The 25,916-nt window shown below is 59.1% G+C and carries 27 protein-coding genes and 4 pseudogenes; 17 read left to right on the top strand and 14 right to left on the bottom strand.

Annotated features, from left to right (window positions below):
• Positions 1–162: 162 nt before the first annotated feature.
• The 4 genes from ACSVIK_RS17745 to ACSVIK_RS17730 all read right to left on the bottom strand — a co-directional run bounded on the left by ACSVIK_RS17745 (position 163) and on the right by ACSVIK_RS17730 (position 6,120).
• Positions 163–888, bottom strand: a complete 726-nt coding sequence (locus tag ACSVIK_RS17745) for a hypothetical protein (RefSeq protein ID WP_442445561.1) — start codon at positions 886–888, stop codon at positions 163–165.
• Positions 888–3,359 (bottom strand): M23 family metallopeptidase, encoded by a 2,472-nt coding sequence (locus tag ACSVIK_RS17740; RefSeq protein WP_442445560.1) that lies wholly within the window; start codon positions 3,357–3,359, stop codon positions 888–890. Before ACSVIK_RS17740 ends, ACSVIK_RS17745 begins: the two co-directional genes overlap by 1 nt.
• A gap of 35 nt (positions 3,360–3,394) precedes the next feature.
• Positions 3,395–5,545 (bottom strand): type VI secretion system tip protein TssI/VgrG, encoded by a 2,151-nt coding sequence (tssI, locus tag ACSVIK_RS17735; RefSeq protein ID WP_442445559.1) that lies wholly within the window; start codon positions 5,543–5,545, stop codon positions 3,395–3,397.
• Between the two features lie 113 nt (positions 5,546–5,658).
• Entirely contained in the window at positions 5,659–6,120 is a 462-nt protein-coding gene (locus tag ACSVIK_RS17730) for a BRO-N domain-containing protein (RefSeq protein ID WP_442445558.1), read from the bottom strand.
• 119 nt (positions 6,121–6,239) lie between these two features.
• Here ACSVIK_RS17730 and ACSVIK_RS17725 point away from each other — a divergent pair, with 119 nt between their 5' ends.
• Positions 6,240–6,662 carry a transcriptional regulator gene (locus tag ACSVIK_RS17725; RefSeq protein ID WP_442445557.1) on the top strand — a complete coding sequence of 141 codons (423 nt, stop codon included), beginning with the start codon at positions 6,240–6,242 and terminating at the stop codon, positions 6,660–6,662.
• Between the two features lie 73 nt (positions 6,663–6,735).
• On the opposite strand, the gene ACSVIK_RS17720 is transcribed toward ACSVIK_RS17725, so the two are convergent.
• From ACSVIK_RS17720 to ACSVIK_RS17710, 3 genes are all read right to left on the bottom strand, one after another.
• On the bottom strand, positions 6,736–7,557 hold the full coding sequence (locus ACSVIK_RS17720) for an HDOD domain-containing protein (RefSeq protein WP_442445556.1): 822 nt from the start codon (positions 7,555–7,557) through the stop codon (positions 6,736–6,738).
• Positions 7,558–7,733: 176 nt separating this feature from the next.
• Positions 7,734–8,081: a cupin domain-containing protein gene (locus tag ACSVIK_RS17715; protein WP_013716543.1), complete on the bottom strand. Its 348-nt coding sequence runs from the start codon at positions 8,079–8,081 to the stop codon at positions 7,734–7,736.
• 111 nt (positions 8,082–8,192) lie between these two features.
• Positions 8,193–9,158, bottom strand: a complete 966-nt coding sequence (locus ACSVIK_RS17710; protein WP_442445555.1) for a LysR substrate-binding domain-containing protein — start codon at positions 9,156–9,158, stop codon at positions 8,193–8,195.
• A gap of 102 nt (positions 9,159–9,260) precedes the next feature.
• Here ACSVIK_RS17710 and ACSVIK_RS17705 point away from each other — a divergent pair, with 102 nt between their 5' ends.
• The 3 genes and pseudogenes from ACSVIK_RS17705 to ACSVIK_RS17695 form a co-directional block, all read left to right on the top strand.
• A complete protein-coding gene (locus ACSVIK_RS17705; protein WP_442445554.1) occupies positions 9,261–9,530 on the top strand; it encodes a DUF2798 domain-containing protein in 270 nt (89 codons plus the stop codon).
• A 76-nt stretch (positions 9,531–9,606) separates the two neighbouring features.
• Positions 9,607–10,740, top strand: a pseudogene (locus ACSVIK_RS17700) (FIST signal transduction protein); the annotation flags it as partial.
• A gap of 555 nt (positions 10,741–11,295) precedes the next feature.
• A pseudogene (locus tag ACSVIK_RS17695) lies at positions 11,296–11,661 on the top strand (methyl-accepting chemotaxis protein); the annotation flags it as partial.
• A gap of 1,101 nt (positions 11,662–12,762) precedes the next feature.
• Here ACSVIK_RS17695 and ACSVIK_RS17690 read toward each other — a convergent pair.
• From ACSVIK_RS17690 to ACSVIK_RS17680, 3 genes and pseudogenes are all read right to left on the bottom strand, one after another.
• Positions 12,763–13,191: pseudogene (locus ACSVIK_RS17690) on the bottom strand (methyl-accepting chemotaxis protein); the annotation flags it as partial.
• A 153-nt stretch (positions 13,192–13,344) separates the two neighbouring features.
• A pseudogene (locus tag ACSVIK_RS17685) lies at positions 13,345–13,917 on the bottom strand (PAS domain-containing protein); the annotation flags it as partial.
• A gap of 327 nt (positions 13,918–14,244) precedes the next feature.
• On the bottom strand, positions 14,245–15,102 hold the full coding sequence (locus tag ACSVIK_RS17680) for a DMT family transporter (protein WP_442445553.1): 858 nt from the start codon (positions 15,100–15,102) through the stop codon (positions 14,245–14,247).
• Positions 15,103–15,332: 230 nt separating this feature from the next.
• Between ACSVIK_RS17680 and ACSVIK_RS17675 the strand changes: the two genes are divergently transcribed.
• The 3 genes from ACSVIK_RS17675 (at position 15,333) to ACSVIK_RS17665 (ending at position 16,685) form a co-directional block, all read left to right on the top strand.
• A complete protein-coding gene (locus tag ACSVIK_RS17675; RefSeq protein WP_442445552.1) occupies positions 15,333–15,557 on the top strand; it encodes an addiction module protein in 225 nt (74 codons plus the stop codon).
• Complete coding sequence (locus ACSVIK_RS17670) at positions 15,554–15,847, top strand: hypothetical protein (RefSeq protein ID WP_442445551.1); 294 nt, start codon at positions 15,554–15,556, stop codon at positions 15,845–15,847. Before ACSVIK_RS17675 ends, ACSVIK_RS17670 begins: the two co-directional genes overlap by 4 nt.
• 205 nt (positions 15,848–16,052) lie before the next feature.
• The gene (locus tag ACSVIK_RS17665) at positions 16,053–16,685 is read left to right on the top strand and encodes a hypothetical protein (protein ID WP_442445550.1); all 633 of its coding nucleotides are present in this window, start codon (positions 16,053–16,055) and stop codon (positions 16,683–16,685) included.
• A 37-nt stretch (positions 16,686–16,722) separates the two neighbouring features.
• Here ACSVIK_RS17665 and ACSVIK_RS17660 read toward each other — a convergent pair whose 3' ends face one another.
• The 3 genes from ACSVIK_RS17660 to ACSVIK_RS17650 all read right to left on the bottom strand — a co-directional run bounded on the left by ACSVIK_RS17660 (position 16,723) and on the right by ACSVIK_RS17650 (position 18,965).
• Positions 16,723–17,271, bottom strand: coding sequence for a hypothetical protein (locus ACSVIK_RS17660; RefSeq protein WP_442445549.1), 549 nt, complete (start codon positions 17,269–17,271; stop codon positions 16,723–16,725).
• Positions 17,272–17,410: 139 nt separating this feature from the next.
• Positions 17,411–18,106, bottom strand: a complete 696-nt coding sequence (locus tag ACSVIK_RS17655; RefSeq protein ID WP_442445548.1) for a GNAT family N-acetyltransferase — start codon at positions 18,104–18,106, stop codon at positions 17,411–17,413.
• 112 nt (positions 18,107–18,218) lie between these two features.
• Entirely contained in the window at positions 18,219–18,965 is a 747-nt protein-coding gene (locus tag ACSVIK_RS17650) for a substrate-binding periplasmic protein (RefSeq protein ID WP_442445547.1), read from the bottom strand.
• Positions 18,966–19,371: 406 nt separating this feature from the next.
• On the opposite strand from ACSVIK_RS17650, the gene ACSVIK_RS17645 reads away from it, so the two are divergent.
• From ACSVIK_RS17645 to ACSVIK_RS17600, 10 genes are all read left to right on the top strand, one after another.
• Complete coding sequence (locus tag ACSVIK_RS17645) at positions 19,372–19,707, top strand: hypothetical protein (RefSeq protein WP_442445606.1); 336 nt, start codon at positions 19,372–19,374, stop codon at positions 19,705–19,707.
• Positions 19,708–19,894: 187 nt separating this feature from the next.
• Positions 19,895–20,551 (top strand): hypothetical protein, encoded by a 657-nt coding sequence (locus ACSVIK_RS17640; RefSeq protein ID WP_442445546.1) that lies wholly within the window; start codon positions 19,895–19,897, stop codon positions 20,549–20,551.
• Positions 20,548–20,949 (top strand): PAAR domain-containing protein, encoded by a 402-nt coding sequence (locus ACSVIK_RS17635; protein ID WP_442445545.1) that lies wholly within the window; start codon positions 20,548–20,550, stop codon positions 20,947–20,949. The genes ACSVIK_RS17640 and ACSVIK_RS17635 overlap by 4 nt, the downstream gene beginning before the upstream one ends.
• 47 nt (positions 20,950–20,996) lie before the next feature.
• Positions 20,997–21,509 (top strand): DUF4123 domain-containing protein, encoded by a 513-nt coding sequence (locus ACSVIK_RS17630; RefSeq protein WP_442445605.1) that lies wholly within the window; start codon positions 20,997–20,999, stop codon positions 21,507–21,509.
• Positions 21,502–21,867, top strand: coding sequence for a hypothetical protein (locus ACSVIK_RS17625; protein WP_442445544.1), 366 nt, complete (start codon positions 21,502–21,504; stop codon positions 21,865–21,867). The genes ACSVIK_RS17630 and ACSVIK_RS17625 overlap by 8 nt, the downstream gene beginning before the upstream one ends.
• A gap of 292 nt (positions 21,868–22,159) precedes the next feature.
• On the top strand, positions 22,160–22,735 hold the full coding sequence (locus ACSVIK_RS17620) for a Tox-REase-5 domain-containing protein (protein ID WP_442445543.1): 576 nt from the start codon (positions 22,160–22,162) through the stop codon (positions 22,733–22,735).
• Positions 22,736–22,746: 11 nt separating this feature from the next.
• A complete protein-coding gene (locus tag ACSVIK_RS17615; RefSeq protein WP_442445542.1) occupies positions 22,747–23,517 on the top strand; it encodes an Imm52 family immunity protein in 771 nt (256 codons plus the stop codon).
• A gap of 48 nt (positions 23,518–23,565) precedes the next feature.
• Entirely contained in the window at positions 23,566–23,988 is a 423-nt protein-coding gene (locus tag ACSVIK_RS17610; protein ID WP_442445541.1) for a DUF4952 domain-containing protein, read from the top strand.
• Between the two features lie 92 nt (positions 23,989–24,080).
• Positions 24,081–24,593: a hypothetical protein gene (locus tag ACSVIK_RS17605; RefSeq protein ID WP_442445540.1), complete on the top strand. Its 513-nt coding sequence runs from the start codon at positions 24,081–24,083 to the stop codon at positions 24,591–24,593.
• Entirely contained in the window at positions 24,593–25,132 is a 540-nt protein-coding gene (locus ACSVIK_RS17600) for a hypothetical protein (protein WP_442445539.1), read from the top strand. The genes ACSVIK_RS17605 and ACSVIK_RS17600 overlap by 1 nt, the downstream gene beginning before the upstream one ends.
• A gap of 49 nt (positions 25,133–25,181) precedes the next feature.
• Here the strand turns inward: ACSVIK_RS17600 and ACSVIK_RS17595 are convergent, their stop codons facing one another.
• Positions 25,182–25,643, bottom strand: coding sequence for a BRO-N domain-containing protein (locus tag ACSVIK_RS17595; RefSeq protein ID WP_442445538.1), 462 nt, complete (start codon positions 25,641–25,643; stop codon positions 25,182–25,184).
• Positions 25,644–25,916 lie beyond the last annotated feature (273 nt).

The following is a 25,916-nucleotide window of genomic DNA, read 5'->3' as shown; positions in this document are numbered from 1 at the left end:
GGGGCTCAATCTCCCTGTCTCTTCTTGAGCTTATAAAACTGCTGCAATGAGACATGCAGGGCAGGCCTGGCGAGGTAGCACTCAATCGCCTTCAACTGCCGAAGCAGTAATGTGTGCTGATGCAAAAGCCTCTGCCTTTTTCCTGAATAAAGACTAGATAAGTTAATCAATAAATTTAATTCCTGACAAAGTTAGAATTAGTTTCTGGAAGTCATCCTTGGGGATAGATAAAGGAGTATCACTTTCTGATGCGCCAACTAGAACCTTATTCTTATGAACTAAACAAAATTTTAGAGAGGTAATTTTTTTATCATCACTGGACTTCAATCCCATCGCGAATCCATTCCAATTTTCTCCAGCCATATCTTGGAAGATATAGTTGTGAAAATTAGTTGCATAGGGGCTTGGGTGCCAAGCGTCATCCATATATTTTGCCGGGCAATGTGTCTCATTGCTTTCTCTTATTAGATCTAGCCCTGGGGGTGATTCTTCTGTTTTTTTGTCAATGAACTCTTCAGGAAACTCAGCTGTGTCAGCGCACATACTCCCAAACCAGTATGTGTCAGGAGCGCCATCAAGCTTGAATTGCCAGTTATATCCTGATGTCGTTTCTGCCTGCCAGAGGTGGGCAGGGGGCTTTGCATTGGCATTCGAGTCATTCTCGTAAATTATGATATCAGGGTCATTGAATACTATGTGTTGGTTGCGCTCTAGGTTGATAGTGAATTTACATTCAAATAAATTTACCTGAATGTTTTTTGGGCCGCTGGCGCTTAAAGACTCTCCAGAACCATTGCCTATTATTTCACCGCCAGCAAAAGCTAATGTGGTGGTTGAAGTAAAAAAAGCAATTTGAAATATATTTTTTGACAAGATATTGAGTTTCATTATTCAGGCGCTCGGCGATATACAAAGTCTTGCGGCGTAGGGTGAACCGTACCATCTGCGTGTGTGAAGTATAGCCAGTCCATTAGAATTACTTGTGCATTAGCAAAAGCCATAAATCTTGCTTGGACTCCCCATATTGAAGAATAATTTGTCGAGGGAGATCCGATGTTAACTGTTGCGGCGACTCTTCCGAATGCAGGGTTTTCGTAGTAGTGTTTTGTTCCATGGTTTGTGTTCACAGCTCTGATGTTGCTTGCAGGCGTATTAAAATAGCTATCAGCTTGTTTAGCAGCGCCAGACCAAGACCAGTAAGCCCCAGCACTATTAGCTGCATCGAATGATTCCTTTACTGAGTTTCTTCTGTTAATTATCTCTTGGGGTATAGCTGTCGATGCGTCACTCAGAGAGTTTGTTGGATCATACATTGATCGCTGCCCATTGTTTATGGGGCGATTGTTTTTTGCTGTTTCTGTATGATCTCTTAGTGTGTTTTTTACTTGCTGAGTTACAGGAATTCCGCGGAAGCCCCAGTATTCTATGTAGTTTGCTGCATGAGTCAGTTGCAGAAAACCTCTTCCATCCCACGGCTTATACCAGTACGGACTGTTTTCGTGAAATTTCTGATACCACTGAGTTTCTTGCGTTGCATTACCAAAGAAACAACTCTGGCGAACTGGTGTCGTGATCAGATATTTCTGCATTGCTTTATTTAGATCATTTCTTCGCGTTTTGGCACTTTCACTAGAGGGGTGCAGCAATGTATAGGCGCTGCCTAGGCTAACATCTTCCCACTGCCAAATATTAGCTCTCCTTAAAGAGTTCGTTGGGAGTAGTTGAATCAACTCGTTCCGGCTCAGCCAGCCACACTTTCTAAAGTGCCTAACAAACTCTCTTGGCGGAAAATGCCAATGCTTGGCTTCAATTCCTTCTAACGCTGCAACTTCCCAAAACGCCAACTCTTGATGATGGTTGCGTAAACGATTGTAACTTTCTTCGGGCACCGGGCCACCTGGCGCTACCTTTTTAAGCCAGTCATAACGAGTGTCGAAATCATTCTTGACCCATTCACTCGGAAACTTGCAGATAAGGCGCTTGAGTTGTTTTTGCGCAACCGCGTCTCGCAAGGCAGCTTCGTTCTGTACACGCTCACGTTCATAGCGCTCCGACAGCTTTAGCTTTTCTTCTTCCGACATTCCTGCATAAGTAGGTGATAATGCGATGCTCACTGCATCGACCTGATCAGAGACCACCTTGCCATCATCCAGGCGCAGCAAACGGCGGATGAATGGTGACTGGCAATGACTATCGGAGTCGGTGTCATCGTCGATCAGTTGCCAGCCTTGCCAATGTGGGAAGTCCGCATCGCTGAACTTTGCGACTGTCGTTGCGTTGAGGTTTACCCAACCTGTTTCTGGCTCTCCTGTGCGACTGGGTAGTGCTATCTGGCGCCAATGTGCGGCCTCTGCGGGTTGCAAGATGTCCGGCCCCAATACTCGCCCGAAGCGGAGCAGCTCATACCCGGCACTGGGGCGCTGTGGATAAAGACTGGTTGCAGTTCTGTAAAGGTTGTATTCGTAATCGGTCTCTTCCTGGTGGCTGCCGATTTCTTCTCCCGAAACGAGGAAGGAGGTCAGTGTGCATTGACCACGCTCGTAGCGCATACGCACGAAAATGCCTTCCTGTAGTTGTGAGGCGACGGCCCACTCATAGCCTTGAATCAGCGGCGTGGACTCTGTTCTTCCTTCAGCAGACCCGCCCTCCACCACAGGAGCTGCTCCGGTAGGCATGGCAGGACAACGATAGGCAACGGGGGCGCTGTTTTCGCTTTGTAGCCGATTAGTGGGGGCCGCTTCGTAGACAAGCACTTCGGGGGGAATGAAGAAATACATGTCTCCCCAACAGCTATCGGTTCGGCCATTGCCGGACTGATGATCGAGCAGGCGCTCGTTACGCCCTACGAGCTTCGCGATCTGGCTCTGATCGGCAATGATTTCAAAATGAATGCGGTGATTCTGGCCATAGATTCGCCCGGCTTTTCCCAGCTCATCCTTGCGGTAAACCTTGGCTCCTTTGGTCGGACTCGCGAGAGTGATTTGCGCGAGGTGCATGTAGATGGAGTAGAAGACTACAGAGGCGCCGGCTCCCTCACCGATCTCCGTCTCGTGCTTGAGCACGATACAGCCGTTGTCGGTCCATTGATCGCGGTAGCGCAGCCCATGATCCGCTGGAGCAGAAGCCTCGTCCGTTGGCTGGCGGACGTAAACCAGGGTGCCGTCTGCTATTGCTCTGACGGGAAGATGCGTGGTTCCTTCCTGTGGGGCGGTCAAGTGGATACCGCCATGCCAATTCAAATCGAAGCTCAACGGGAAGCCTCCGTCACCGGGGATTCCACCCTGCATGGCACGGTTGACGTAGGCTTCGTCGCTCTCGCCGTCTATAGAGGCTGGGAGAAATGGAGGGCTAATCAACATAACGCTTACCTAAGTCCTTTGGTGTTCGTCTCGACTCAGAGCGAGAACGGATAGTCCTTGACTAGTTTTTTGGGCTCTACAGACTCATTCGCCAACGCCTGCTCCAACAAACTCCCCGCCTTGTCGCTATCCGCCGCGCCTGGCAGTACGGGCGGTTTGATCTTGATGCCCGAGCCCTTGCCCGGCGAGCCACCGGCATTGAGCCTGGCCAGCGGGCCGCTGATGGTGATGCCGCCGGGGTCGAGTTTGATAAAGCTGCCACCGGCTTTGATGGTCAGTTCGATGCCTGCCTCGATGACCATTTTCTGCCCGGCCTTCAGATGGATCTCACGGCCTGCCTTGGTCAGTTGCGCGGTGCCCAGCTTGATGTGCTGGTCGGTGCCCACGGTCAGGTGATCCTGCGGTTTGACTTCCACCTTGCGCTCGGCGGTGACGGTGAGGTGTTCCTCGGCCAGCAGTTCGGTGTAGCTGTTTTTCTCCACGGTGTCGTGGCGTTCATTGCCGACGCGGATCTTCTGGTCGTGCTCGATGTTTTCGTCCCAGTCGCGCTGGGCGTGCAGGTAGATCTGCTCGGCGCCCTTGCGATCCTCGATGCGCAGTTCGTTGTAGCCACCACCGCCGGGGCTGCTGAGGGTCTTGAACACGCTGCGGGTCTTGTTCGCCGGCAGGTCGTAGGGCACCACGTGTTCGGCGTGATACAGGCAGCCGGTGACCAGCGGTTGGTCGGGATCACCTTCGAGGAAGGTGACCAGCACTTCCATACCAATGCGCGGAATGGTGATGGCGCCGTAGCGATCACCCGCCCAGCTGGAGCTGACGCGCAGCCAGCAGCTTGTCTTGTCGTCGGCCTGGCCTTCACGATCCCAGAAGAATTGCACCTTCACCCGGCCATACTGGTCGCAGTGGATTTCCTCGCCGGCAGGGCCGGTGACCACGGCGGTCTGGCTGCCCAGTACCTTGGGTTTGGGGTGTTTCAGCGGCGGGCGGAAGGGCACGTCCCAGGGGGTGGCGAGGAAGCGGTTGCGGTAGCCTTGGTGAAAGTCGGTGTCGCTCTTGTCCCCCTCGGCTTTGGCATCCTGCGTCGCTCTACCTCCTACATCCCTGTAGTCGTCTCCCCAGCCCTCTCCCCAAAGGGGCGAGGGAGCCGTTCGGCGCAGGGCTGAATCACTGGTGATGGACTCTTCCAACACCTGCGGTTGCTTGCCTTCGTGGATCACTTCGGTGAGCAACCACAGAGCGTTCCATTCGCGTTGTGGGTGTTCGGAGATTTCCAGCAGGTGACCGCTGACCAGGCGCGGTTGGTCGCTCTTGCCTTGCAGTTGCTGGTAGTCGCTGCGGTGGCGTTCCAGGGCACGTTTGGCCAGGTGCTTGCCGCGGGTGCGATCAGTGTAGCGGCCAGGGTAGTCGTAGTCTTCCAGGGCGGGCAAGTGGTCGAGCTCGCCGGCTTTTTCGCCCTGGTAGGTGGCCTCCAGCAACAGGCGCGGTTGCTCGAAGTCGTAGTCGCGGCGGGTGGTGCGGCGGGTGCGGGTTTCCAGGCGCAGGGCCAGGCGCTTGAGCACCGGGTCGTCGGCGGTCATGCCGCTGTCCTGGATGTAGGGCGTGGGCCGGCCGAGCTTGGCGAAGGCGCTCTGGTCGTCGCCGAACACCAGCACATGGCCGCTTTCGCTGTGGCGGAAGTGGTAGTGGATGCCTTCCTCTTCGCACAGGCGCTGGACGAAGTGCAGGTCGCTCTCGTCGTATTGCACGCAGTAGTCGCGTTCGGGGTAGACGGTGGGGCCGAGCTGGAATTCGTAGCGGCCCTGGACGATGCCGTGTTCTTCGAGCACCTGGGCGACGATCTGCGGCACGCTCAGATGCTGGAAGATGCGCTGGTTGATGCGGTATTCGAGCAGCTTGAGCTGCGGCACGAGGCTCAGGCGGTAGCGGGTCAGGCGTTTGCCGGATTCGCCCTGCTCGGCGCGGTGGATGATGCCGTGGATACCGTCGCCGTTGGGGCTGAAGGCGAGGTAGGCGCGCTGCTGCAGCAGGGCCTTGAGGTCGAGGTCGGGGCGCTCGCTGATCAGTTCCACGTCGAAGCGGTAGAGCTGGCTGACGGCCTCTCGCCCGCTGAATTCGAGCACCTGCAGGTCGTGCTCGACACCCTCGATGTTCAGGCTGAAATGGGTTTCGTTGGCCGGGTTGAACATGCCGTCATCCTTCCTCCGTGAAGTGAGTGCCATGCAGACTGCACGCAGCGAGGCGGCGATTCAATGCTGGCGGGGCGATAGCATGATGTGGGTCACGCTAGCGGTCGTTTCGATCAAGTGCGCAATAGCTCACTGCCATGCGCTGTCAGCAACTCCGGCCGGCTGCCGAATACCTGCATCACATCGTCCATCGACAACCACCAGTCGTGGTGCCACTTGAGGGCGCGCAGGCGTTTGTCGGCCATGTCCAATTGGCGGTAGCTGGGCAGGTTGGCGCTGCTGAACAGGTAGGGCAGCAGGCTCTGGCAGAGCCAGGCGAACAGGCGCCTGCTACGTGCGTTGGAGCCGTTGAGGCTCAGGCGCAGCAGGTTTTCCAGGTCGATCATGGCCTGGGGCGTTTCCTCGTTGCCGAACAGGATGCCCTCCGGGCGGCAGTGCAGCAGCAGGGCGGCATCCTCGTCGCTCAGTTCCAGGGCCTGGCAGACGGGCTGCGCGGCGAACCAGAAGCGACCATCGGCCGCGCGCTGCACGGTGAAGCGGATGTCTTCGAAAACCGGGTGGATCGGACTGGTCATGGCGCCCTCCCTAGTGCGTGGTACAACAGCCTGTCAAAGGGCGATGAAACCATGAATTTCATTTAAAATACAACTGACTGTTCAATCAAGCATGGAAGCGGAATTTAACGTCCGCGTCCATGACCGAGAAAATCGAATTCGCCCAACGCCTGCGCAGTGCCATGCTTGCAGCCGGCTATCCTGATCGCCCAGCCGTGCTCGAACGTGAGTTCAACTCACGCTACTGGGGGCGCTCCGTGACCTTTCAGGCGGTGTCGCGCTGGTTGCGCGGCGAGGCCATTCCCTCTCAGGAGAAGTTGCAGGTGCTGGCCGAGTGGCTGCGCATCGAGCCGCAGGTGCTGCGCTTCGGTGAACAGGCCGCGCTGGCCGTGCGCGAGCAGCGCGGCCGCTGGGAGGATCCCAAGCACTATCAGGAGCGTGAGGTCATCGAGGCCTTTCTGGCGCTGCCGCCCGTGCAGCGCAAGGTGGCGCGCGAGGTGGTCATGGCCCTGGCCGTTGCGGCCAAGGCCGATAGCGGGAAGAAGCCTGGCGGCAAGGGCTGAGCGTTCTGCAAACCTGTGTAGGCGCGAATGAAGGCTAGGCGCCTCCTTTCGCTCCTACAGCAGCAAAAAACCTTCAGCTCAGCAATTCGGCGAAGGCCTTGTCCGCTTCCAGTACGGCGGGCAGGGCGGCGAACAGGGCGGCGAGATCGACTTCCTCGAACAGCGGGCCTTCCAGACTCTGCTGGGCCTTTTCGCTGAGACCCTCCGCCTCCAGCGCTTCGCCGACTGCCACGGCCTGGGCCACCAGGCGCGCGTAACGGCCATCGTCCGGTGCGGCGTTGGGGCGGGCCTGATAGGCGATGGCGTTCTGGATCAGTTTGGGCAGTTGCCAGCGGCGCGCCAGCTCGGCGCCTACTTCGGGGTAGCCGAAGCCCAGTTGCAGGGTTTCCTCGGCGGCGTGGGCGGCCGCTTCGCGCTGTGGTTGGCTGTTGAGCTTGCGGGCGAAGTCCGGCGCGCCGGCCTGGATCAGCAATTCACCGATGTTGTGCATCATGCCGCAGGTGAAGGCGGCGTCGGCATCGAGCTTGAGCTGCTTGGCCAGGGTGCGGGCGATGCTCGCCACGCGGAAGCTGTGGATCCAGAAGCTCTTGAGGTCGAAGCCGGTGTCCACCTTGAAGGCGCCGGTGACCGCCGAGGCCATCACCAGGGTGCGCAGGGTGTTGAAGCCCAGACGCATGGCCGCATCCTCGACGCTGGTGGCTTCGCGGGCACCGCGAAAGCGCGCCGAGTTGGCCAGGCGCAGCACCTTGGCGGCGATCACCGGGTCGCGCTCGATGTTGCGTGCCACGCTTTCCAGGTTGGAGGTGGGGTTGTCGAATTGCTGGATCAGCTCCTGTGCCACCTTGGGAATGCTGGGCAGGCTGTGCAGTTCGGCAAACAGGCTTTCGATATTCATGAATGACTCCGCTCGGACGCGCTGTGGACAATGCTTTGAGCATAGTCAGGCCCCACGCGCATGCCAGTCTCGAGGCGTCGTTCAGAGGCAGAGAAGGTTGTCGATCAGACGGGGAGGTGGCAGTCCGCTGCCGTCCAGCGGGGGCCGGGGCGATGGCCTCGGCACCCGCCAGGGGGTCAGGCGAAGACGAAGTACTTGCGCACCGTTTCCACCACTTCCCAGGTGCCTTTCATGCCCGGTTCGACCACGAAGATATCGCCGGCCTTGAGGTGGATCGGCTCCATGCCGTCCGGGGTGATGATGCAGTAGCCTTCCTGGAAGTGGCAGTACTCCCACTTCACGTACTCGACGCGCCACTTGCCGGGGGTGCAGATCCAGGTGCCCATGATCTTGCTGCCGTCATCGGAGGTGTAGGCGTTGAGGTTGACGGTGTGCGGGTCACCTTCGATGCGCTCCCATTTGCAGGCGTCGACGACAGGCATCGGCTGGGTGTCGCGCAGGACGGTGATCGGTTTGTTGGCCATGTCTGGCTCCCGGTGCGAATGAAAAAGGGCCTTCACCATAGGCTGCGTGGGCACGGGGAAATTGTCTGGGCTCGACCTCTGGCTAGCCGTTTGCGCTGTGCTGCCGCCTGGTCAGCTGGCTCCGCCGCGTGGTTTGAGCTCGGCAGGCAGGTGTTGCTGCAGGTAGTCCATGAACAGGCGCACCTTGGGCGTCAGCTCGTAGCGGTCGCGCACGCACAGGTAGTAATCCAATGGGGCGCTGGTTGCCCGGCCATGGGTGGGGGTGGACGAGGAGAACAGCTCCACCAGTTCGCCGCGGGCCAGGTAGGGATCGGCGACGAAGGACGCCAGCCGGGTGATGCCGCCACCGGCCGCGGCGCATTGGGCGAGGGCGTCGATGTCGTTGCTGCTCATGCTGACGCGAACCTGGGGCTCGAAGTGCACGCCTTCGCGGACGAAGCCCCAGCGCAGGAAGCGCCCATCGTAGGGGATGCGAAACAACAGGCAGTCGTGATCGCGCAGCTCCTCCGGCTCGCTGGGGCGCCCGGCGCGCTGCAGATAGGCCGGGGCCGCGCAGAAGCGGGTCTGCGCGGTGGCGATGCGCCGGGCTACCAGGCCGTCCTGTAGCTGCTGCTGAATGTGAATGCTGAGATTCACGCCCTCCTGGATATGGTCGACGCTGCCATCGGTGGTCAGCAGTTCGCAGCGAATGCGTGGGTGTCGCGCCATGAAACCCGGAATCAGCGGAGCCAGCACGTGACGGCCGAAGGCGGCGCTGGCGGCGATGCGCAGCAGACCGCGCGGTTCGTCCTGCAGGTCGGCGACGGCGGCGCGGGCCAGTTCCAGCTCCTGCAATGCGCCCTGCACGCGCTCGAAGTACGACGCGCCGGCATCGGTGAGCGCCAGGCGGCGCGTGGTACGGGTCAGCAGGCGCACGCCCAGGCTCTGCTCCAGGCGGGCGATGTTCTGGCTCGCGGCTGCCGCGCTGATGCCCAGCAGGCGTGCACCCGCGGCGATGCTGCCGCTCTCCACGGCCTTCACGAAGCTTTCCAGACCGCGCAGGGTGTCCGTGCTTTTACTTTCCAATGGGATGGCCATTCGTAAGTTGAACTTGATATTCAACTTACCTGGCGGCCTCTACCGCCGCAATCGCCTTCGTCGCTAGAGTGCCAACACCCTCAACCAACCGGGAGTTTCAACATGTCAGATCTCGACCTCACACCAGCCGCCACGCGTAGCTGGAAGTTGCCCGCCCGCGCCATGCCGGTGGCCTTCGCCTTTTTCATGTCGGGCATCATGGCCATGCTCATGTCGCTGGTGATCACCGCTGCCAACCGTGGCCTGGGCCAGGGTTATCTGCAGGCGGTGCTCAGTGCCTATAGCCTGGCGATGCCGGTGGCCTTCGTCTGCGTGATGCTGGTGCGGCCCATCGTGATCAGGCTGGTGAGCCTGACTGTGCGGGCGCCCTGAGAGCCTGCTGGGATGCGGCATTTTTACGCCCAAAGAACGAGAGCGTTGGCGCCATTTTGCTACTAGTCTGAAAGCCATGATAAGGCCAACGAGAGAGGCGCCCATGGGTCTCTTCCAGCGTGAAAAGTTCACCCAAGCCCCGCAGGGGGCTGCCGTTCCCATCGGCTGCCGAGCGGCCGAACTTGCCGCCGCGCTGGCAGCGGTGCGGATACGCCCCAGCTTCATCACCGGCTATGTGTCCCCGCATCTGGATATCGAACGCATCGCACGGCAGATCACTGAACGCTTTCCTGGTGTGCCCCTGAGCCTGACCAGCAGTGCCGGCGAGCTGTGCGGTGGCGGAGGCCGTCTGTATTGCGACACCGGCGAGCAATGGGATCGGGTGGTGCTGGCCTTGTTCGACAGTCGGGTGGTGGCCAGTGCCGAGGTGGTCAGCGTGCCGCTGGAAAGCCAGGACATCCGCGCGGGCGGGGCGCACATGCCGCTGCGCGAGCGCATCGCCAAACTGACCCGTTCTCTGCAGGCGCTGCAGGTGAAGACGCCGATCGATGCCCGCGACACCCTAGCCTACGTGCTGTTCGACGGCCTGTCGGCCTCCGAGTCGTTCTTCATGGAGGCGCTGTACGAATCCGGGCGCTTCCCCTGTCTGTTCGTCGGTGGCTCGGCCGGGGGCAAGGGTGACTTCCGTCAGACCTTCCTGCACGACGGTCAGCGCCGCTACGAAAACCATGCTCTGGTGGTCTTTCTCAAGAGCGCGCCCAACGTGCGCTTCGGTGTGTTCAAGAGCCAGAACTTCGAGCCCACGTCCATCAGCCTGAGCGTGCTGACTGCCTCATTGGAGGCGCGCAGCATCCGCCAGGTGGTCGATGCGCGCGGCAATATCCTCAGCATGGTCGCCGCCCTGTGCGCCGAGTTGCACTGTCAGCCACAGGAGTTGGAGAGCAAACTGGCCAATTATTCCTTTGCCATTCGCGTCGGCGGCGAGCTGTTCGTGCGCTCTATCGCACGCATCGATCTGCAGCAGGAGGTGGTGCACCTGTTCTGCGACGTGGCGCCGGGCGAGGAGCTGGTATTGGTCAAACGCACGCCATTGGTGGAGAGCACGCGGCGCGACTTCGAGCAGTTCCTGCGCGGCAAGGGCGGTACACCGCTGATCGGCCTGCTCAACGACTGCATCCTGCGCCGGCTGAACAACACGGCGGAGCTGGGGAGCATGGAAGGGGTGTTCGGTCGGGTGCCGGTCATCGGCTTTTCCACCTTCGGTGAAATCCTTGGCCTGAACCTCAACCAGACGCTGACGGCGATCTTTTTCTTCCAGGTGCCGCCGGGGACCGCGTTCAGCGACGACTACATCGATCGTTTCCCCATCCATTACGGCGAGTTCAAGGCCTTCTTCCTGCGCCGGCAGGTGAAGAAGCTGGCTGGGCTCAGCCAGGTGGTGGTCAGTCAGATCGATGCCTTCAAACGCCATGACTACGGCATTTGCATCGACAGCGAGGGGCTCGACGAGCACATTCGCCCGGTATTCGAGGGGCTCGCCGATCTGGGCCGGGTGCTGCAGGCGGCCGAGGCCCGGCAGCGCGAGATCGGTGAGCAGTTGCATCTGCATGCCCATGAGCTGCACCAGAGCATGGATGCGCTGACCGACAACATCGCGCGCCAGGGCGAGGTCACCGGGCAGGCCGAGGGCGTGGTGCGCAGCCTGAGCGAGCAGGGCGCCTCGGTGGTGCGCAGCGCGGACGAACTGGCGAGCTCCAGCCTGCGTATCCAGTCCATCGTCCAGGTCATCCAGCAGATCGCCGGGCAGACCAACCTGCTGGCGCTCAATGCCGCCATCGAGGCAGCACGCGCCGGAGAGATGGGCCGTGGCTTCGCCGTGGTGGCCGACGAGGTGCGCAACCTGGCGCAGATCACCCACAAGAACGCCGCCGAGATCGGCACCGACGTCGATCAGCTATCCCAGGCCATCAGCGCGGTGTCCGGGCATATTCAGCAGCAGGTGAGCGAGGTGTCGGCGCTGGGCGGGATGATCGATTCGCTGCGTGATTCCGCGCAACTGACCGAGCAGACCTCGCTGCGTACGCGCGAGCTGGCCGATACCCTGACGGGGCTGACCGGCACTGTCGGGTGAGGCTGTCGTCCACGCCCGTAGGAGCCCGTTTCCCGGTTCCTACGGGAGCGAATTCATTCGCGATCAGGGCCGGGCACTGGGCTAAACCCAATTGCGAATAAAAGGATCATCGCATTTTCAGGGGGAATGCCTGGTTGACACCGGACTGGCAATTTTGTGTGCTGGTAGGTGTTCTGGACGCCGCTTCGGTATATTCAGAAACTTCTTGTTTCGCCCCCTCGGGCGACTCACTTTTCTTTGAAATGCGCAAAGAAAAGTAAGCAAAAGAAACGCACCCCCGCCATCCGGGTCTCGCTGCGCTCGACTTCCCTCACTCCGGCACCGCTCCGGGGTCGGCGTATATGGGCCATCCCTGGCCCATTACGCCTCTCGTGGCATCCATGCCACTCGCCCCCTGCGCAATGTCTACGTTCGGCCTCCTGAAGGGGGGCATTTGCGCGCCTGAACGTACAGTTGTTCCGAGCATGCGCGGCGTGTTCTGGTAGCGATGAAGTCGCGATTGGGTCGTCGAGTTAAACCAATACTTTCATCCGTGTAGTTTCAGCTTGCCGGCTTGCAGCCGGCATTCAGGTCAGCCCTAAGGCTGACCCATGTTCAAGCACTCCGTGCTACTTCTGGGTTACCTCGGGTTCAGGCGCGTGCAGAGCCCGCCCAGGAGGGCGAACGGAATCGTCGTGGAAGAGGTCGAGCGACATGGATGTCGCGAGAGCCGCGATGGGCCATGGATGGCCCACCGCGGCGGGCCTCTGGAGCGGCGATGGAGTGAGCGAACCCTGGCGCAGCCAGGGCCGGATGACCGGGCGGAGGGTTTTGGTTACTTTTGCCCGCAAAAGTGACTCGCCCGGGAGGGCGAAACCAAAAACATCAACAAAAACGCGGCAATCCGGAACAAGAGCCTGAACAAGCAACAAGCACTCACACAAACTTGCCAGTCCGGCGTCAATACTGACTTTCCCGAGATTCCGCGAAGAGCCGAATTTATTCGCGATCAGGGGCGGGCACTGGGCCAAACCCCATCGCGAATAAAAGCGAGGCGCCCCCCTTCGTTCCTGCAGGGTTTGGGCGCATGGCCCGCAGGCGCCGTTGTTCTGCAGCATTGCCTCACAGCTTGGTGGCGAAGCTCTCCACGGCGGCCACTACGCGGCGTGCGCCATCCTGGATTTCCTCGATCACCTGGCCGGCCTGCTTGGACAGCTCCAGGCCCAGTTCGGCCTGGCTCTTGCCTCGACCGATGATCTCCACGGCACGCTCGGCCAACTGCTGGTTCTGCCCGACCACCGAAGTGATCTCCACGGTGGCCGAGCTGGTGCGCGAGGCCAGTTGGCGTACTTCGTCGGCCACGACGGCGAAACCACGGCCTTGATCGCCGGCACGTGCCGCCTCGATGGCGGCATTGAGCGCCAGCAGGTTGGTCTGATCAGCGATGCTGCTGATGTTCTTGACGATGGAGCCGATGAGCTGCGACTGCTTGTCCAGCGCCTCGATGCCCTGTGCCGCCTCCTGCATGCGCCCGGCCAGTTCGGCCATGGCGTCGAGCATTTGCTGCACCACCGAGGCTCCGTTGCGGGCGCTGGCATCGGTGCCCTTGGAGGTATCGAAGGCGATGCCGGCGGCCTGCGCCACGGCCTCTTCGCGCTGCACCTGATCGGTGACCACCGTGGCGAATTTGACCACCTTGTACAGGCGGTCATGGGCATCGGTGATGGGGTTGTAGGAGGCCTCCAGCCAGACGTCGCGGCCATGGCTGTCGATACGCTTGAAGCGGTCGACGACGAACTCGCCACGGCGCAGCTTTTCCCAGAACTGTTGATAGGCCGGCGAGTTGACCTCGCTGGTATCGCAGAACATGCGGTGATGCTTGCCCTTGATCTGCTCCAGGCTGTAGCCCATGGCGTCGAGGAAGCGCTGGTTAGCGGTGAGCACCTCGCCGTCGAGGTTGAACTCGATCACGGCGGTGGAGCGCTGCAGTGCCTTGATCAGGTTCTCGTGCTCACGCGAGGTTTCGATGGTGCGGGTCAGGTCGCTGGCATAGAGGGAGAAGAAGCGGATGCCGCCAGCACTGTTGCGCACCGGCTGCAGGATCGAGCGAAGCCAGGCTTCGCGGCCGTTACCCCGTAGCAGGCGGATGACGCCGGCCAGGTGCTCGCCGCGCTCCAGTGCCCGACGCACGCGGTGATGGAAGTCGAGATTGCGTACATGCTCGGGGATCAACTCCAGTAAGGAGTGGCCCTGCAAGCGTTCGGCCGTGTAGTGCATGTCCTTGAGAAAGTTGGCATTGGCATGCATGACTCGACCTTGTGGGTCGAGAATGAGGCCAAGCATTTCGCCATCCAGGCTGGCGCGTACCTGCTCTACCGAGGACAGATCCTCGCGTAGCGCCTGTATCTCTTGCTGCAAGCGGGTGTTGAACATGAGGGTGATCTCGCTGAAATGTCCCTAGCCATTGTTTCGGCCATCCGAGATCTGAGTTTAGTACTGACGTACATTATTGCTCGGGTTTGCATGGGCTGCCGTGCAATTCGCCCTGAGAGGCATGCACGCGCGGGCTTCCGGCTCGCAAAGTCACCCTGCCTGAGGCGACGTTCAGGCCGGCAGTGCGGATCGCGGGCGCAAGGTCAGGCCAGCATGCACCACCAGGGTGGCGATCACCAGCGCGCCGCCGTAGAGCGCTGAGTGAGTCGGCGTTTCCTGCAGGAAGTACCAGACCCACAACGTACCCAGCACGCTTTCCAGCAGGTAGAACAGCGCCACCTCGGCCGAGGGCAGGTAGCGTGTGGCGTTGTTGATCAACAGCGTGGCCAGCGGCATCTGTACCAGCCCCATGATCGCCAGCACCCAGTAGCTCGAAGCCTCCAGGCCGAACGGCTGAGCTTTCGGCCAGGCGATCAGTGCGGCGGCCAGGCCACCGAGGGCGATCAGCGGCATGCGCTCCAGGGTCGGGTGGCGGCGCAGCAGCGTGAGGTTGGCGCCCACCGCTGCCGAGGACAGCAGGGCATAGCCATTGCCGGCCAGATCGCCTGCCTGGAAGGCGCCGGCGAACACCACCAGAATGCCCAGCGCGGCCACGCCAATCGCCATCCAGGTATGCAAGGCCACCGGCTCGCCGAGGAAGAAGCGGGTGAACAGCGCCGCGAACAATGGCGCGGTGCAGAGGATGATCACCACGTTGGCGACTTGGGTATGCAGGATCGCCAGCACGAAGAAGATCGAGATCAACGCCAGCAACAGGGCCGAGGTGGCGCTGAGCAACGGCTGTGCGCGGATGCTGGCGCGGCTTCTGGCCGACAGTGAGAACACCCCCAGCGCCAGACACATCAGCAGGCCGCGCCAGAACAGAATGTTCCAGCCATCGGTATGCGCCAGACGCACCAGCAGGCCATCGAAGCTGAGTACCACGATACCGCTGGTGACGAGCCATAAGCCGCGTGCTGAATCTTTCATCCCTGTGTCCTCGGGGGCCTGTTGTCCTGGCCTGGGGCGAGCAGAGCGCCGCCAGATGTCAGGCCGATGATGGCCGCGCTGCTAACCGAGAACCTGCCCAGAAACGCCCCGAGCACTGCGGTTAGCGACCTGCTGCCCTGGCGAGGTGTCGCGACCATCCGAAGCGTGGCCATGGCACCTGCCAAGCATCCGTGCCAAGATTTGTCGGTAGACAAGCGAGAGGTCATGCCATGGATCTGCAGAAGATCGAAGATGAAGCCCTGCACCTTTCCCGTGAGGAGCGCGCGCAACTGATTCGGCGTCTGGTCTTGAGCCTTGAAGCCCCCTCGGAAGAAGAGCTACGAGCAGACTGGTTGCTTGAAGCACGACAGCGCGTGGAAGAGCTCGACAGTGGCTCGGTGCAGGCGGTGCCAGGTGATGCCGTGATGAACAAGGCCAAAGCCTTGATTCGATGAAATATTCTTTCCACCCGGCAGCGGAGGCCGAGTTTCTGGAGTCGGTCGGTTATTACGAATCGAAGATTCCTGGCTTGGGTGGGGCTCTCGTTGCGGAGTTCGAGGCTATGGCCAAACTGATTGGCGAATCCCCCAGAGCCTGGCGCGTTGCACTCGAGCCGGACATTCGCAGTGCTCCGCTACGCCGTTTTCCCCTATCCATCCTCTACCGGGAAACGACTGAAGGCTTTCAGGTACTGGCCCTCGCTCATCACCGTCGCCGCCCGCAATTCTGGCTGGGTAGGCGCTGATAGTGGCCACACTCTGCGTGTGCACACCGCCTCTAGGCTGCGGGCGGCCAGCAGTTTGGATGCTGGAGCATCCGGGGAGGCGTTACCCCCCGGAGCGTGGGAGAGAGTAATGGTGGATGGCCAATTGCCACTTTCCCTGGCTTTGCATAGAGTGTCGGCGCTGCCATGAGTGCGGCACTTTTCAATTCAACAAGGATGAGCAGTTATGAAGTTGAAGATGATAGGCATGGCGATGGTACTGGCGCTTGCGGGTTGTGCCAGTTTCCCAGGTGAGGAGGTGGCGGCGACCAAGCTGCCTTCGATGGCGAACTATCAGCAGCGCCCTGGTGTATTCGTGGATTTCAACTTCTACCGTGGCGAGGCCGGCAGCGCCAAGGCGGTCGAAGTCCCGCAGGCGCGGGACATGCTCAAGCCGCGCCTCGAAGCCGTGTTGCGTGATTCGGGCCTGTTCAGCCGCTATACCCTCGATCAGTTCCAGAAGCAGCCTGGTGATTACACCCTCAAGCTGGATGTCTACAACGACGGCTCGGATGGGGCCGCAGCGGTCAGTGGCTTCATCACTGGCCTGACCCTGGGCATCATCCCGGGCAGTGGCAAGGACGAGTACACCATGACCTTGCAGGTCATCGACGAACAGGGCCAGACCCTCAAGGTGGGCGAGAACCATGACTCGGTGCGTACCTGGATGGGCCTGGTGTTCATTCCCATGATGGGCCACACCACGGCCGATGCCGTCAGCGACAGCTTCAGCCGTCAGCTCAATGCCCTGCTCAAGCAACTGCTGGATAAGCAGGTGCTCAAGTACGCTCAGGGCCGCTCGCTGCTGATGCGCGGCTGAAACCCAGCGGCGCGCCCCAGGCGCGCCGTCCTTCGCATCACTCCTTCAAGGCCGCGATGAAGGCCGGGTCCTGATACAACTCGGCCAGCAGCTTGCGCACCAGCGGGTTGTAGGCGTTGGCGGCGGATGGAATGGCGATGGCTCCGATGAAGCTGCTATCCCAGACGCTGGTCACCGTCTTGCTGGCGCTATACAGCGAGGTATTGCCCTCGCGTAGCTCGAAGTCGGCACGGATCGAACCATTTCCACTACCCATGCCGGCGGTCATGCTGTTTTCCCGCAGGCGAACGTCCAGATGACGCTTGGCGGCAGGATCCAGCAGCCCGGCCAGGCGCAGTTCACTCTCCAGCGCCTGTTGCACATGCTTGCTCAACGAGCCTTCGGGGCTGCGTAGAGGGTTGGCGCGAACCGCAATCGAATCCTGCCCTTTGTCCGCTATCACGCTTGGCGTATCCAACCGGCTCAAGGGCGCATGCTGCTTGAGCAATTGCACGTTGTCGTAACTGGGTTCGTAACGCGGCATGGTTACGCCGCAACCCTGTAGCACGGCAGCCACGCTGGCCAATAGAACGATGCGCTTGAGCATGTGAATCCCTTCTTGGTGGTGGTGAGGTTGCCGATGATAGCGCAACGCCATGCGCGAGTGGCTTCGAGGGGCTCACAGGCAGCCTGAGAAGGATCGATGATGCAGGTTTCGTCAGAGCCGAGCGGTGAACCAGCCCGGTTCAGTGCAACGAGCGGGAAGGCAGGCGCTCGTCCACCAGCTGTTGGGCTTGCAAAGCGAGCATGTCGAGGTGCGCGTCGCGCTGCTTTTCCGCCTGCTGCATGGCGCGCTGGCCGTGCTGCTTGAGCAGATAGGTGTGAATCTGCCTGACCTCCGTGGAGGCGAACACCGGCGCCAGGTCGGCGATTGCCACCATGCCGCTGGAGCGATAGTCACGACTGTTCATCAGCACCTGCGCGCCTTGGGCGGCCAGCACCTGCAGGCCCAGGGCCTCGAACAGTGGCACCTTGCTCGCCACGCAGGCCAGCTCCAGATGAGGGCGCCGCTCCTGCACGCGCTGCAGTAACGCCCGGCCAATGCCCTTGCCGCGATGCTCGGCCTGCACGGCAAGGTAGGCGAGGGTGCAGGCGGCGCTATCGTCGGGGCTTGGCAGGTAAAGGGCAAAACCCAGCACGCGGGACGGATCTTCATCGTCCAGCGCCAGCAGCAACTGTGCGGGGCCTTCAGCCTCGCCGTTCATGTTTTGCAGGTGCAGATGCACCTCATAGCCGATCACGTACTGGTAGAGCTGATACAGCGGGTTGCTCGGTAGCAGCGGCACCGCGCTGAGGTCAGCGAAGTAATCCACCACCATCTGCAACACCTGGTTTTTCAGAGACTCGGGCGGCGGGTTGCTGAGGTGGGTTAGGGTGAACATCGGGCGGCGGCTCCGCTGGGCAAGGGCGTGAGCTGGGTATTGTAACCTGTGCGCTGCATGGGGCCTGCTCCTGCGCAATGGCCTGTGCAGCGCGCCGGCGCGATCCGCTCGATCATTCGCTCAGATAACGAGCCGTTACCTGATCGATGAAACCCTCCTGACGCATCTGATCCAGCGTACTTTGCAGCTTCTGCACGATTTCATCCGGTGTTTCCTTGTTCAGCGCCAGGTAGAGCTGAGTGCTGCTGATGGAAAGGGCCACCTCCAGTTTGCCGACCCCGTCCTGCCTGGACTCATAGTCACCAGCCGGATTGGTGGTGGCCCACAGATCGAACTCACCGGCTTGAAGCTTGGCGGGGGCGTTGTTCAGGGTGGTCTTGAGGCTGAAGTTCCGCTCTTCCAGGTACTGGCTGACGCTAGTGCCTGCGACTGCGCCAATGCTGTATTGGCGAGCATCGTCGAGGCTGTTCAGCTCGATCGGGTTGCCTGGCATCTTCAATAGCACCAACTGAATCTCGCTCAATGGCCCAACCCACTTGAAGCGCGACTCGCGTTCGGCGTTACGGCTGAGCGAATACACGGCAAAGTCGGGTTGCTGTTCGGCCATCTCCTGCAAGCGGCCCCATGGGAACCGCAGCGTCATCTGATAGGGAATCTCGGCGCGCTTGAACAGCTCGACCACCACCTCCTTGTCGATCCCCACTATCCCGTCTTCCCGCTCGAAGTTCTTGCCATTGGCCGACATGCTGAAGGGCGGGTAATTCTGGGTCAGAATCTGAATGACATCGGACGCCTGAGCAGTGCCAGTAAGCAGCGGCAGCAGGGAAAGCATGACTCGGCAGATTATGTTGTTGGACATGGGCAACTCCTTGTGACCTTTGTTTTTCATGACGCGAACGCTCTGGTTGGTCTTCGCCCGAATGGCTTCGTTGGTATCTCACTCACACCACGCCTGGCTCGATGCGGCCACTGCCCCGGGGGCAATGGCCATCAGCGAGCTCAGTTGTCATTCGTAGGAAGCGGGGTGGTTCCGGTCGGGGGCAGGCATTGTCCAGCAAGCGCGCCTGGGTTGCAGCAGCCAGATGGATAGCCTGTGGCCTGCGTCATACCTTTCCGCCTGCCCGCGGCATCGGCAACGTATTCAGGTCTCGCTGCAGCGACTCGACGAAACAGCATGCCGTGACGTTCAAATGAAACTGTAGCTCATGGCGCTGAAACCCTCGGGTAATATGGCCCTGCAGCGAACTCGGATTCAGAAGGGCTTTATGGCATCGCCGAAACGAAAATACTCAGGCATCGAGCGCGAGCTGATCCGCACCCTCACGGCTGCCTGCGAAACGGCCAAAAGTGAGATCGTCGGCTTCCAGTGGTTGACCCATGAGGTGGACTACCAGCAATTCCCGCAGAGCCTTGTGGTGACCTGGATGTTCGACAGCGAGGCGAACAGAGCGCGGGCGCTCGCCAGCTCGGACAAGGCGCGAATGCTGGCGCTGACGCAGGTTGCTTTCGATGAAGTGGGCATCAGCCTTGCCGATATCGCCGCCCATGTTGTGTTCTCGGTCGAGCAGCCGACAAGGGGCAGGCGTGGCCAAGGAGATTGAGAATCCCTGTGTCACGAATACCTGTTCCACCTTGATCAAACACTGCTTGCCAAGTGCGCCATGCATCTCATGCCGTCATTTTTTGTGACATGCATTCCGGACATGCCTGCTCCAAGTGCAACACACTCTGGCCTAGGATCGGCAACGGAGCGCAGCAGCCGCCACAGGATAGTGCAAGGGAGTCAGGATGAGTGTTCCCACGTTCAAATCTTCTATTCGGCTCTATGGCTTGTTCAGGAATGGCTCAGGTGAGCAGACCGGCCAGATTGCGTGTGTACACAGCCTCAAGGGCTGCGATGCCGTTTGGGCTTTCGTTTCGCGTCTGGATGCCGAGATCGTTATCCGCTCTTGTGGCATAGAGGGATATCAGGCTCGCCTGCTATCCGAATGCTTCGATCCCAATGCCTATCTTCGTGATCACCAGGGCTGGTTGAACCTGCACATTTGCTGTGGGTTCGCGGCGCATAGCCGGCGTCTGCTAGAGGCGGAGCAGCGCTTGATTCCCATGGGCTGGTTGGCTCAGGCGCATATCGGCGAATGGACTTCAGCGCATTATCTGGCTTGGGGGCAGCAACTGCCTCAGCAACTGCAGGTCTGTTACGACCGAGTAGGGCTACGCGATTACAACGCCCTGCTCAACAAGTGGGACGATGTCTGTGCTGCCGAGATGCGTTGGCATACATATGAAGCCCTACATGCCATGCCGCCACCTCTTTCTTCCCAGCAAACGCCTTCTCAGTTCGCGTTGTTCGATGCAGTTGAGTGTCGTTGGTGTTTTGCCAACTCGAACATGGATGTGCACGAGTCGCACACCAGGATTCAACTTCAAGGAGCATTGTCATGAGTGGAAAACCCGCCGCTCGAGTGAGCGACCCGACAGCCTGCCCATTGCCAGGGCATGGCACCAATCCAATCGTCAGCGGCTCGCCGGATGTGATTTTTGACGGCCTGAGCGCTGCCCGGCAAACCGATAGCACGGCCTGTGGTAGTGCTTTGGCCGGCAATGTCGTTTCGAACGTACTGATCAACGGCTTGCCGGCTACCACCATTGGAACCGTAGGAAGTCATGGGAACGTGGTGGTCGGTGGTTCCGGTACCGTCATTATTGGGATGTCAGGCGGTGGTGCGGCCTTCGTCCCGCCTGTCATCAAGGCGCCGGCCCTTTGTTTGCCGTGCCTGTTGCTGGCCGCCAAGCGCAACGCGACCTTCGTGCCCCTGGAAAATCTGGGGGCTGCCAAATGAATACGGTCGTTCAGGCGCGTGGGCAAGCGCAGCGACTTTATCAAGCGATGCGGCAACGTCGAATCAACAATCCGCAGCTCAGGCACTACGCCTTGGTCGATGGGTCGAGTTACCTGACCTTGGGGAAGCGTTTCTCCAACGCAGGTGATGCGCTGCAATGGCAGTGGCTGCTGGAAGGCACGGAGCTCGATGGCATCAAGCACGCTGGCCCGGCTCTGGTGGCATTCACAGAAGACAAGGCGAGAAGCGACGAACTGCTGGAGTGGTTGATAAGTCGGGACGTTACCTCACCGCTGGTGTCCTGGCTTTGGAGTGAAAAACCTTTCGAGTCTCTTGCCGAGCATCTGCGCAGCAACCTGTTCACACGTCTGCCTGATGGCAGAAGAGCCTTGTTTCGCTACTACAACCCGACCGTGCGCCGGGCTCTGCAAGGCGTACTCAGCGAAGCGCAGCATGCGGAACTGATGCGCCCTGTCGCTTATTGGCAAGTCTGGCAGCCATTGGAAAACGATTATCTGACCTTTGCGTCCGCCCAAGCCATGGAGGTTGGCGATGCTTGAGTTCACAGCGGAGCAACTCGAACGCCTGGAGAGGGTGCGCGAGGACGAGGTCATTGAAAAACTACTGCTCGAAGTCCGTGAGCATGATCCTGCCTGGCTCAAAGAAGTGGGCGAATGGCCTGCTTATCGTTATCTCAAAGAGCAGCGTGAAGAGGCTTGGGCTTTTGGAATCAAAGATCCCGAGATGGTCGAGCTTTTCATGCGCTACAGCCTGATGACGCCTGGTTTTCAGAAGGATCCACAATTCATCAAGTGGATGCAGCGACCTGTCGCGGACAGCCCCGATCAGCGTTTCCGTGACTACGACAGCATCATGCAGTATCTGCGCGTATTGAAGGAATGGCCCGGTGCCAAGTGAGAACAGGGAGTGATCGACCATGAGTAACCCATTCAAACCGTCAGGTGGAACTGGCTCGGCTGATCAACTGGCGTTTCGCGGCCCTCTGCCTCGGGGAGGTTTTCGCTTGCCGATAGAGGGGATGAGGGTGCCCCCTACGAGATTACCGATGCCGCCGGCCAGGCCCGCACCTGTCGCTCCGCCCGCTCCCCGGCCCATGCCCGCCCCCTCAGCACAGCCCAGGCCGTTGCCTCAGCCGTTACCACAACCGCAGGTGCAGCCACAGACCCAGCAACAGACCGATGCACCACCTATGACGCGCGAGCAAACGCGGGAAGGCGAAGATAGCTGCAAGGCCGAGGACAAGGACTGCGTCGAATGCCCCCCTGAGCAAGGTGTCATGGCCATTGCCAATGCGGGTAAGGGGCACAGCATGTCCGAGCTGTCGGCGCAGTATCAGCAGTGGGTGACCAACTTTCCGTACCCCCATGAATGGTGGTGGAGCGGAACCTGGTGGGATGGATTCGATAAGAGCCGCTGCACCTTGCTGGAGGCGAAGGCGAATTATGCATTTATGTTCATGCCTATTTTGAATACACCAAAGATCTGGTTTAGAAAATCTGTCAATAAGGATTTGATTCTCAAGGCCTATGCTCATGCGGCTAAGGCTGTGCCTACACCGCCCGTAACTGTTGAGTGGCATTTCTTGCAAAAAATAGTCTATGAGTACTGTTCCTCTGCGTATCAAAAGGCTGGTTATCCCAACCTATTTGCTTACTGGAATCCAATGCCAGGAACTCCTGAAAAAGAGGAGTATGACGAGATGAGGCAGCAAGAACAGCGCGAATTTGATGAATATTATCGAGATAATCCTAGCCTGCGGGCCTAATGGAGAGAAGCATGAGTGATTACTACAGCTCAGAAGAGTTTAGGGAAAAGGCCAAGGCATTCAGGAAATTTACATTTCGAATGCGGTTCAATAAGGCCCGAATTGCATCGGTTGCTCGCGACGAGCAGGTTGAACGTAGCGTTTCCTTTCTCAAGGCGATAGGCGGTTTGAGCCCGATTTTGAAAGACTGGTATCTCTGTGGCGACTCGCCCGAGTCAGCGAAGCGCTTCAATGTTGTCGATAGCCCCGAATACCTGAGCAAGGAAGTAATGGACTGGGTGAACGATCAGGATGGAGACATGAGCCGTGCAACACAATACAGCCTATGGAATGGCGAGGAAGATATCTTTAAGGGAGGCCTATCTCTTAGTTACTTCGCACATGATATCGAGATGATGCCTGCCTATATGGAGTTTGAAGATGCAGGCGCTTTGGTAATGGCTCTGCCTGACGTCAAGGACGTGCTGGTGGGAATGATGAGAGCTGCAGTGGAATTTTGGCCTGAGATTGAATGGGGGGTTGTGGCGCCTGAAGACTATTACCTGAAGTATAGGGTTTTCACTGAGAGGTTGACAGCTGGCTGGATCGGTTATTGTCCGTATCCGCTAAAGAATGCGGATTTTTCAAATGCTGAGGAAGTTGTCGACATTCCAGGGCGTGGCAGTATCATCGTCAGTAGCTCGGAGGTGATGAATGAGAAAAATAGAGAGCACTATGAGCGTGTGGGAGATATAGATGCAAAATTGGTGGAGCTTGGGTATTTACCAATGTTTCGGCATTAATATATGACGCGAGGGCGATATTTTGACGAGTTGGCTGTGAGAAAGTGAATGAGTCGGTTGATTTTTGTACTTTTCTTCGCAGTATTATCTGCGTTGGCCGGTTGTGCGAAAGCGGAGCTACGCTGCGGAGATTTTCTTGCGCAGCTCAGCGATAAACCTGATTTCGTTGAGTTTCAAGGGTGTACTCAAGATGTCGATGCGCAAGGGAAACCTTTTGTCGCCCGCTATCGCGTGAAAGGCTCTGATGCACGTGAGGCCGAGCAGTACATGAGCCGTAGCTTCGGTCTGCCAACGCTTCAATTCATCTGCTGCGGTTGGGACTCAACGCCTTATTTTTATCGCGATAAAGCGACAGGGCAGGGTTACATGCTAGGCATGGGGTCTGAGGAAACGCCTATAAATAAACGTGACGCTTGGCCAGAGATAAAATATTTCTACATCAATGTTTCTCTGGCGACTGAAGATCCATGATCGTTTCGTGAGTGAGTTGTTAAATCCGGTAGATGGCAATGTTTCAGCCACCGTAGGTGGGGGACGGTTTACTGACTGCATCAGGCGGCAGGATGTTCAGGTTATTTCTGATTGGGCTGGTACTTCTGAGTAGTGGTTGTGCCAAGGGACATGGCAAGCCGATTGCCATCCTGAATTATGAGTCGATTGGTGCTCGAACCGACGCTGGATTCTATGATCTGCGGTTCAGCTCGAATGTCGATTTGCTCAGTCTGTTTGGGCCAGGAGAGGGGCCCGTGGGCGGGATGATGTACTGCGCCCCGGGTGATGATGTGGATTTTTCGGTGGGCCATTTCATGAAGACGTTGGCCTCTGGCTTCGTCGAGCACGATGCCCAGCATGAAGGCGGTGATGGCTTTGCATTCGTGGCTGCCTTGTCTTTCAGCGAGACCCTCGATGAAGGCACGACAACGCGAGCGTTGAGTGACGAAGCAATTCGGTCGCTGGTTGCAGACAAGCGCTCCATACCTTGCCAGTACGTGGCGACCATCTATGGCGCCAAGGCCTATCACTCTGAAACCTTTCAGGTACCCACCACCGATATCTTGCGTGAGCTGGATCAATGATGTTGGCAGTGCGTAAGCAGGCAAGATGGCAAAGCAAGTTCTTGTGGCTGGCCGTGTTGCCGTTCTTTCTGGGCTGCGCCAAGGATCATCAAATCCCACCTGCCGAACTGGGTTATCTCGGCTTTTCTAGGCAAAGTGCCTATGGCTATCAGGTCAGTTTTACTGCTGATGCCGACCTTCTGAATATTTTCAAACCCGAAGACTCTCCGGTGGGTGGGCTGTTGCTTTGTGCGCTCACTAGCGATGAGGCGCCTGTCAGATACGACGATGGGCGCTATGTGTCCAGCGGGTTGATTTCCTCTCTTGCGGCAGGGCCGGCTGTTTCCCCCTTCGTCTTTCACTCCTCGATCATGTTCGTTGAGAACCTCAATGAGGGGCGTAGCGAGCGCGTTTTGCAGGCGCAGGAGCTGCGTGAGCTGCTGGGCGCCAGGCAGTCAGTGCCCTGTGTCTATCGGGCTACTGCCTATGGCTTCAAAGCCTATCGCTCGGGCGTTTTACGGATACCCAGCGCCGATATCCTGCGCGAGCTGGATAAGTAGCACGTCAGGTGAATGACCCTGTGGCCATCCACCCTCTGAGTGGCGCTGGTTACGTTGGCCGATAAGGCATCCAGGTATCACCTTGCCAATGCAGCAATGACAGCCCCTGGCGATTCTCGCGCCTCGGTCGGCGCTCGCCGGGCTGTGCGATATCGCGCAGCATCGGCACCACGTCGGCGGTGATCCAGCGGCGGATGCAGCGGTTTTCCGGGTGGTAGTAGTGGATCAGCGCGGCATAGACGCCGGATTCGCTGATCAGCCTTGTCGTCTCCGGTTGGCCGTGGGTGTTGAGCACCACGGCATCGAGTAGCTGGTCGGCGTCGAGCGTGCGTATAGCGCGTTCGTCCAGATGCGGCTGGCCGATCAGCCGGCCAAGATCCATTGCGCAGAACCAGCATTGCCGTTCGATCAGCAGCGCGCGTAGTTGGCGGCGGTGGCGGGTGAAGGTTTGCGGGATCAGGATTTCGCCGGCAAGGGCGGTTATAGCGGAGGATGCGGATTGGGTAGGCATATCCATTACCTCAATGGAATACACCGCTGCTTTCGGGAGCAGTTTTGCCGCTGCGTGAAGCGTTTCTTAGGCGCTGTGGTTCAGGGTAGATGTGTGATTGTGGGTGGTCAATGGCGTATGGGGCGTAGGTTGGATGACGCTTTTCATCCGCCATCAGCGGTCGTCCGGGGTGTTTGCTTAATTTCACATTTATATCCGCCTAAGGAAAGTCTGAAGAAGACTTCCCGTTTCTGGTGAAATAGGCCAATCCCGTTGCCCGAGTTTCTCAATGAA

Source organism: Pseudomonas sp. NCHU5216 (assembly GCF_052156495.1).
In the GTDB taxonomy this organism is placed as follows: domain Bacteria; phylum Pseudomonadota; class Gammaproteobacteria; order Pseudomonadales; family Pseudomonadaceae; genus Aquipseudomonas.
The sequence above is the reverse complement of the archived record's forward strand: the minus strand, read 5'-3'. Positions and strand labels throughout refer to the sequence as shown.

Bases quoted from the DNA above. Each gene is read 5' to 3' on its own strand.
- ACSVIK_RS17745 (WP_442445561.1), bottom strand. From the start codon at position 888: ATGAAACTCAATATCTTGTCAAAAAATATATTTCAAATTGCTTTTTTT.
- ACSVIK_RS17740 (WP_442445560.1), bottom strand. From the start codon at position 3,359: ATGTTGATTAGCCCTCCATTTCTCCCAGCCTCTATAGACGGCGAGAGC.
- tssI (WP_442445559.1), bottom strand. From the start codon at position 5,545: ATGTTCAACCCGGCCAACGAAACCCATTTCAGCCTGAACATCGAGGGT.
- ACSVIK_RS17730 (WP_442445558.1), bottom strand. From the start codon at position 6,120: ATGACCAGTCCGATCCACCCGGTTTTCGAAGACATCCGCTTCACCGTG.
- ACSVIK_RS17725 (WP_442445557.1), top strand. From the start codon at position 6,240: ATGACCGAGAAAATCGAATTCGCCCAACGCCTGCGCAGTGCCATGCTT.
- ACSVIK_RS17720 (WP_442445556.1), bottom strand. From the start codon at position 7,557: ATGAATATCGAAAGCCTGTTTGCCGAACTGCACAGCCTGCCCAGCATT.
- ACSVIK_RS17715 (WP_013716543.1), bottom strand. From the start codon at position 8,081: ATGGCCAACAAACCGATCACCGTCCTGCGCGACACCCAGCCGATGCCT.
- ACSVIK_RS17710 (WP_442445555.1), bottom strand. From the start codon at position 9,158: ATGGCCATCCCATTGGAAAGTAAAAGCACGGACACCCTGCGCGGTCTG.
- ACSVIK_RS17705 (WP_442445554.1), top strand. From the start codon at position 9,261: ATGTCAGATCTCGACCTCACACCAGCCGCCACGCGTAGCTGGAAGTTG.
- ACSVIK_RS17680 (WP_442445553.1), bottom strand. From the start codon at position 15,102: ATGAAAGATTCAGCACGCGGCTTATGGCTCGTCACCAGCGGTATCGTG.
- ACSVIK_RS17675 (WP_442445552.1), top strand. From the start codon at position 15,333: ATGGATCTGCAGAAGATCGAAGATGAAGCCCTGCACCTTTCCCGTGAG.
- ACSVIK_RS17670 (WP_442445551.1), top strand. From the start codon at position 15,554: ATGAAATATTCTTTCCACCCGGCAGCGGAGGCCGAGTTTCTGGAGTCG.
- ACSVIK_RS17665 (WP_442445550.1), top strand. From the start codon at position 16,053: ATGAAGTTGAAGATGATAGGCATGGCGATGGTACTGGCGCTTGCGGGT.
- ACSVIK_RS17660 (WP_442445549.1), bottom strand. From the start codon at position 17,271: ATGCTCAAGCGCATCGTTCTATTGGCCAGCGTGGCTGCCGTGCTACAG.
- ACSVIK_RS17655 (WP_442445548.1), bottom strand. From the start codon at position 18,106: ATGTTCACCCTAACCCACCTCAGCAACCCGCCGCCCGAGTCTCTGAAA.
- ACSVIK_RS17650 (WP_442445547.1), bottom strand. From the start codon at position 18,965: ATGTCCAACAACATAATCTGCCGAGTCATGCTTTCCCTGCTGCCGCTG.
- ACSVIK_RS17645 (WP_442445606.1), top strand. From the start codon at position 19,372: ATGGCATCGCCGAAACGAAAATACTCAGGCATCGAGCGCGAGCTGATC.
- ACSVIK_RS17640 (WP_442445546.1), top strand. From the start codon at position 19,895: ATGAGTGTTCCCACGTTCAAATCTTCTATTCGGCTCTATGGCTTGTTC.
- ACSVIK_RS17635 (WP_442445545.1), top strand. From the start codon at position 20,548: ATGAGTGGAAAACCCGCCGCTCGAGTGAGCGACCCGACAGCCTGCCCA.
- ACSVIK_RS17630 (WP_442445605.1), top strand. From the start codon at position 20,997: ATGCGGCAACGTCGAATCAACAATCCGCAGCTCAGGCACTACGCCTTG.
- ACSVIK_RS17625 (WP_442445544.1), top strand. From the start codon at position 21,502: ATGCTTGAGTTCACAGCGGAGCAACTCGAACGCCTGGAGAGGGTGCGC.
- ACSVIK_RS17620 (WP_442445543.1), top strand. From the start codon at position 22,160: ATGACGCGCGAGCAAACGCGGGAAGGCGAAGATAGCTGCAAGGCCGAG.
- ACSVIK_RS17615 (WP_442445542.1), top strand. From the start codon at position 22,747: ATGAGTGATTACTACAGCTCAGAAGAGTTTAGGGAAAAGGCCAAGGCA.
- ACSVIK_RS17610 (WP_442445541.1), top strand. From the start codon at position 23,566: ATGAGTCGGTTGATTTTTGTACTTTTCTTCGCAGTATTATCTGCGTTG.
- ACSVIK_RS17605 (WP_442445540.1), top strand. From the start codon at position 24,081: ATGTTCAGGTTATTTCTGATTGGGCTGGTACTTCTGAGTAGTGGTTGT.
- ACSVIK_RS17600 (WP_442445539.1), top strand. From the start codon at position 24,593: ATGTTGGCAGTGCGTAAGCAGGCAAGATGGCAAAGCAAGTTCTTGTGG.
- ACSVIK_RS17595 (WP_442445538.1), bottom strand. From the start codon at position 25,643: ATGCCTACCCAATCCGCATCCTCCGCTATAACCGCCCTTGCCGGCGAA.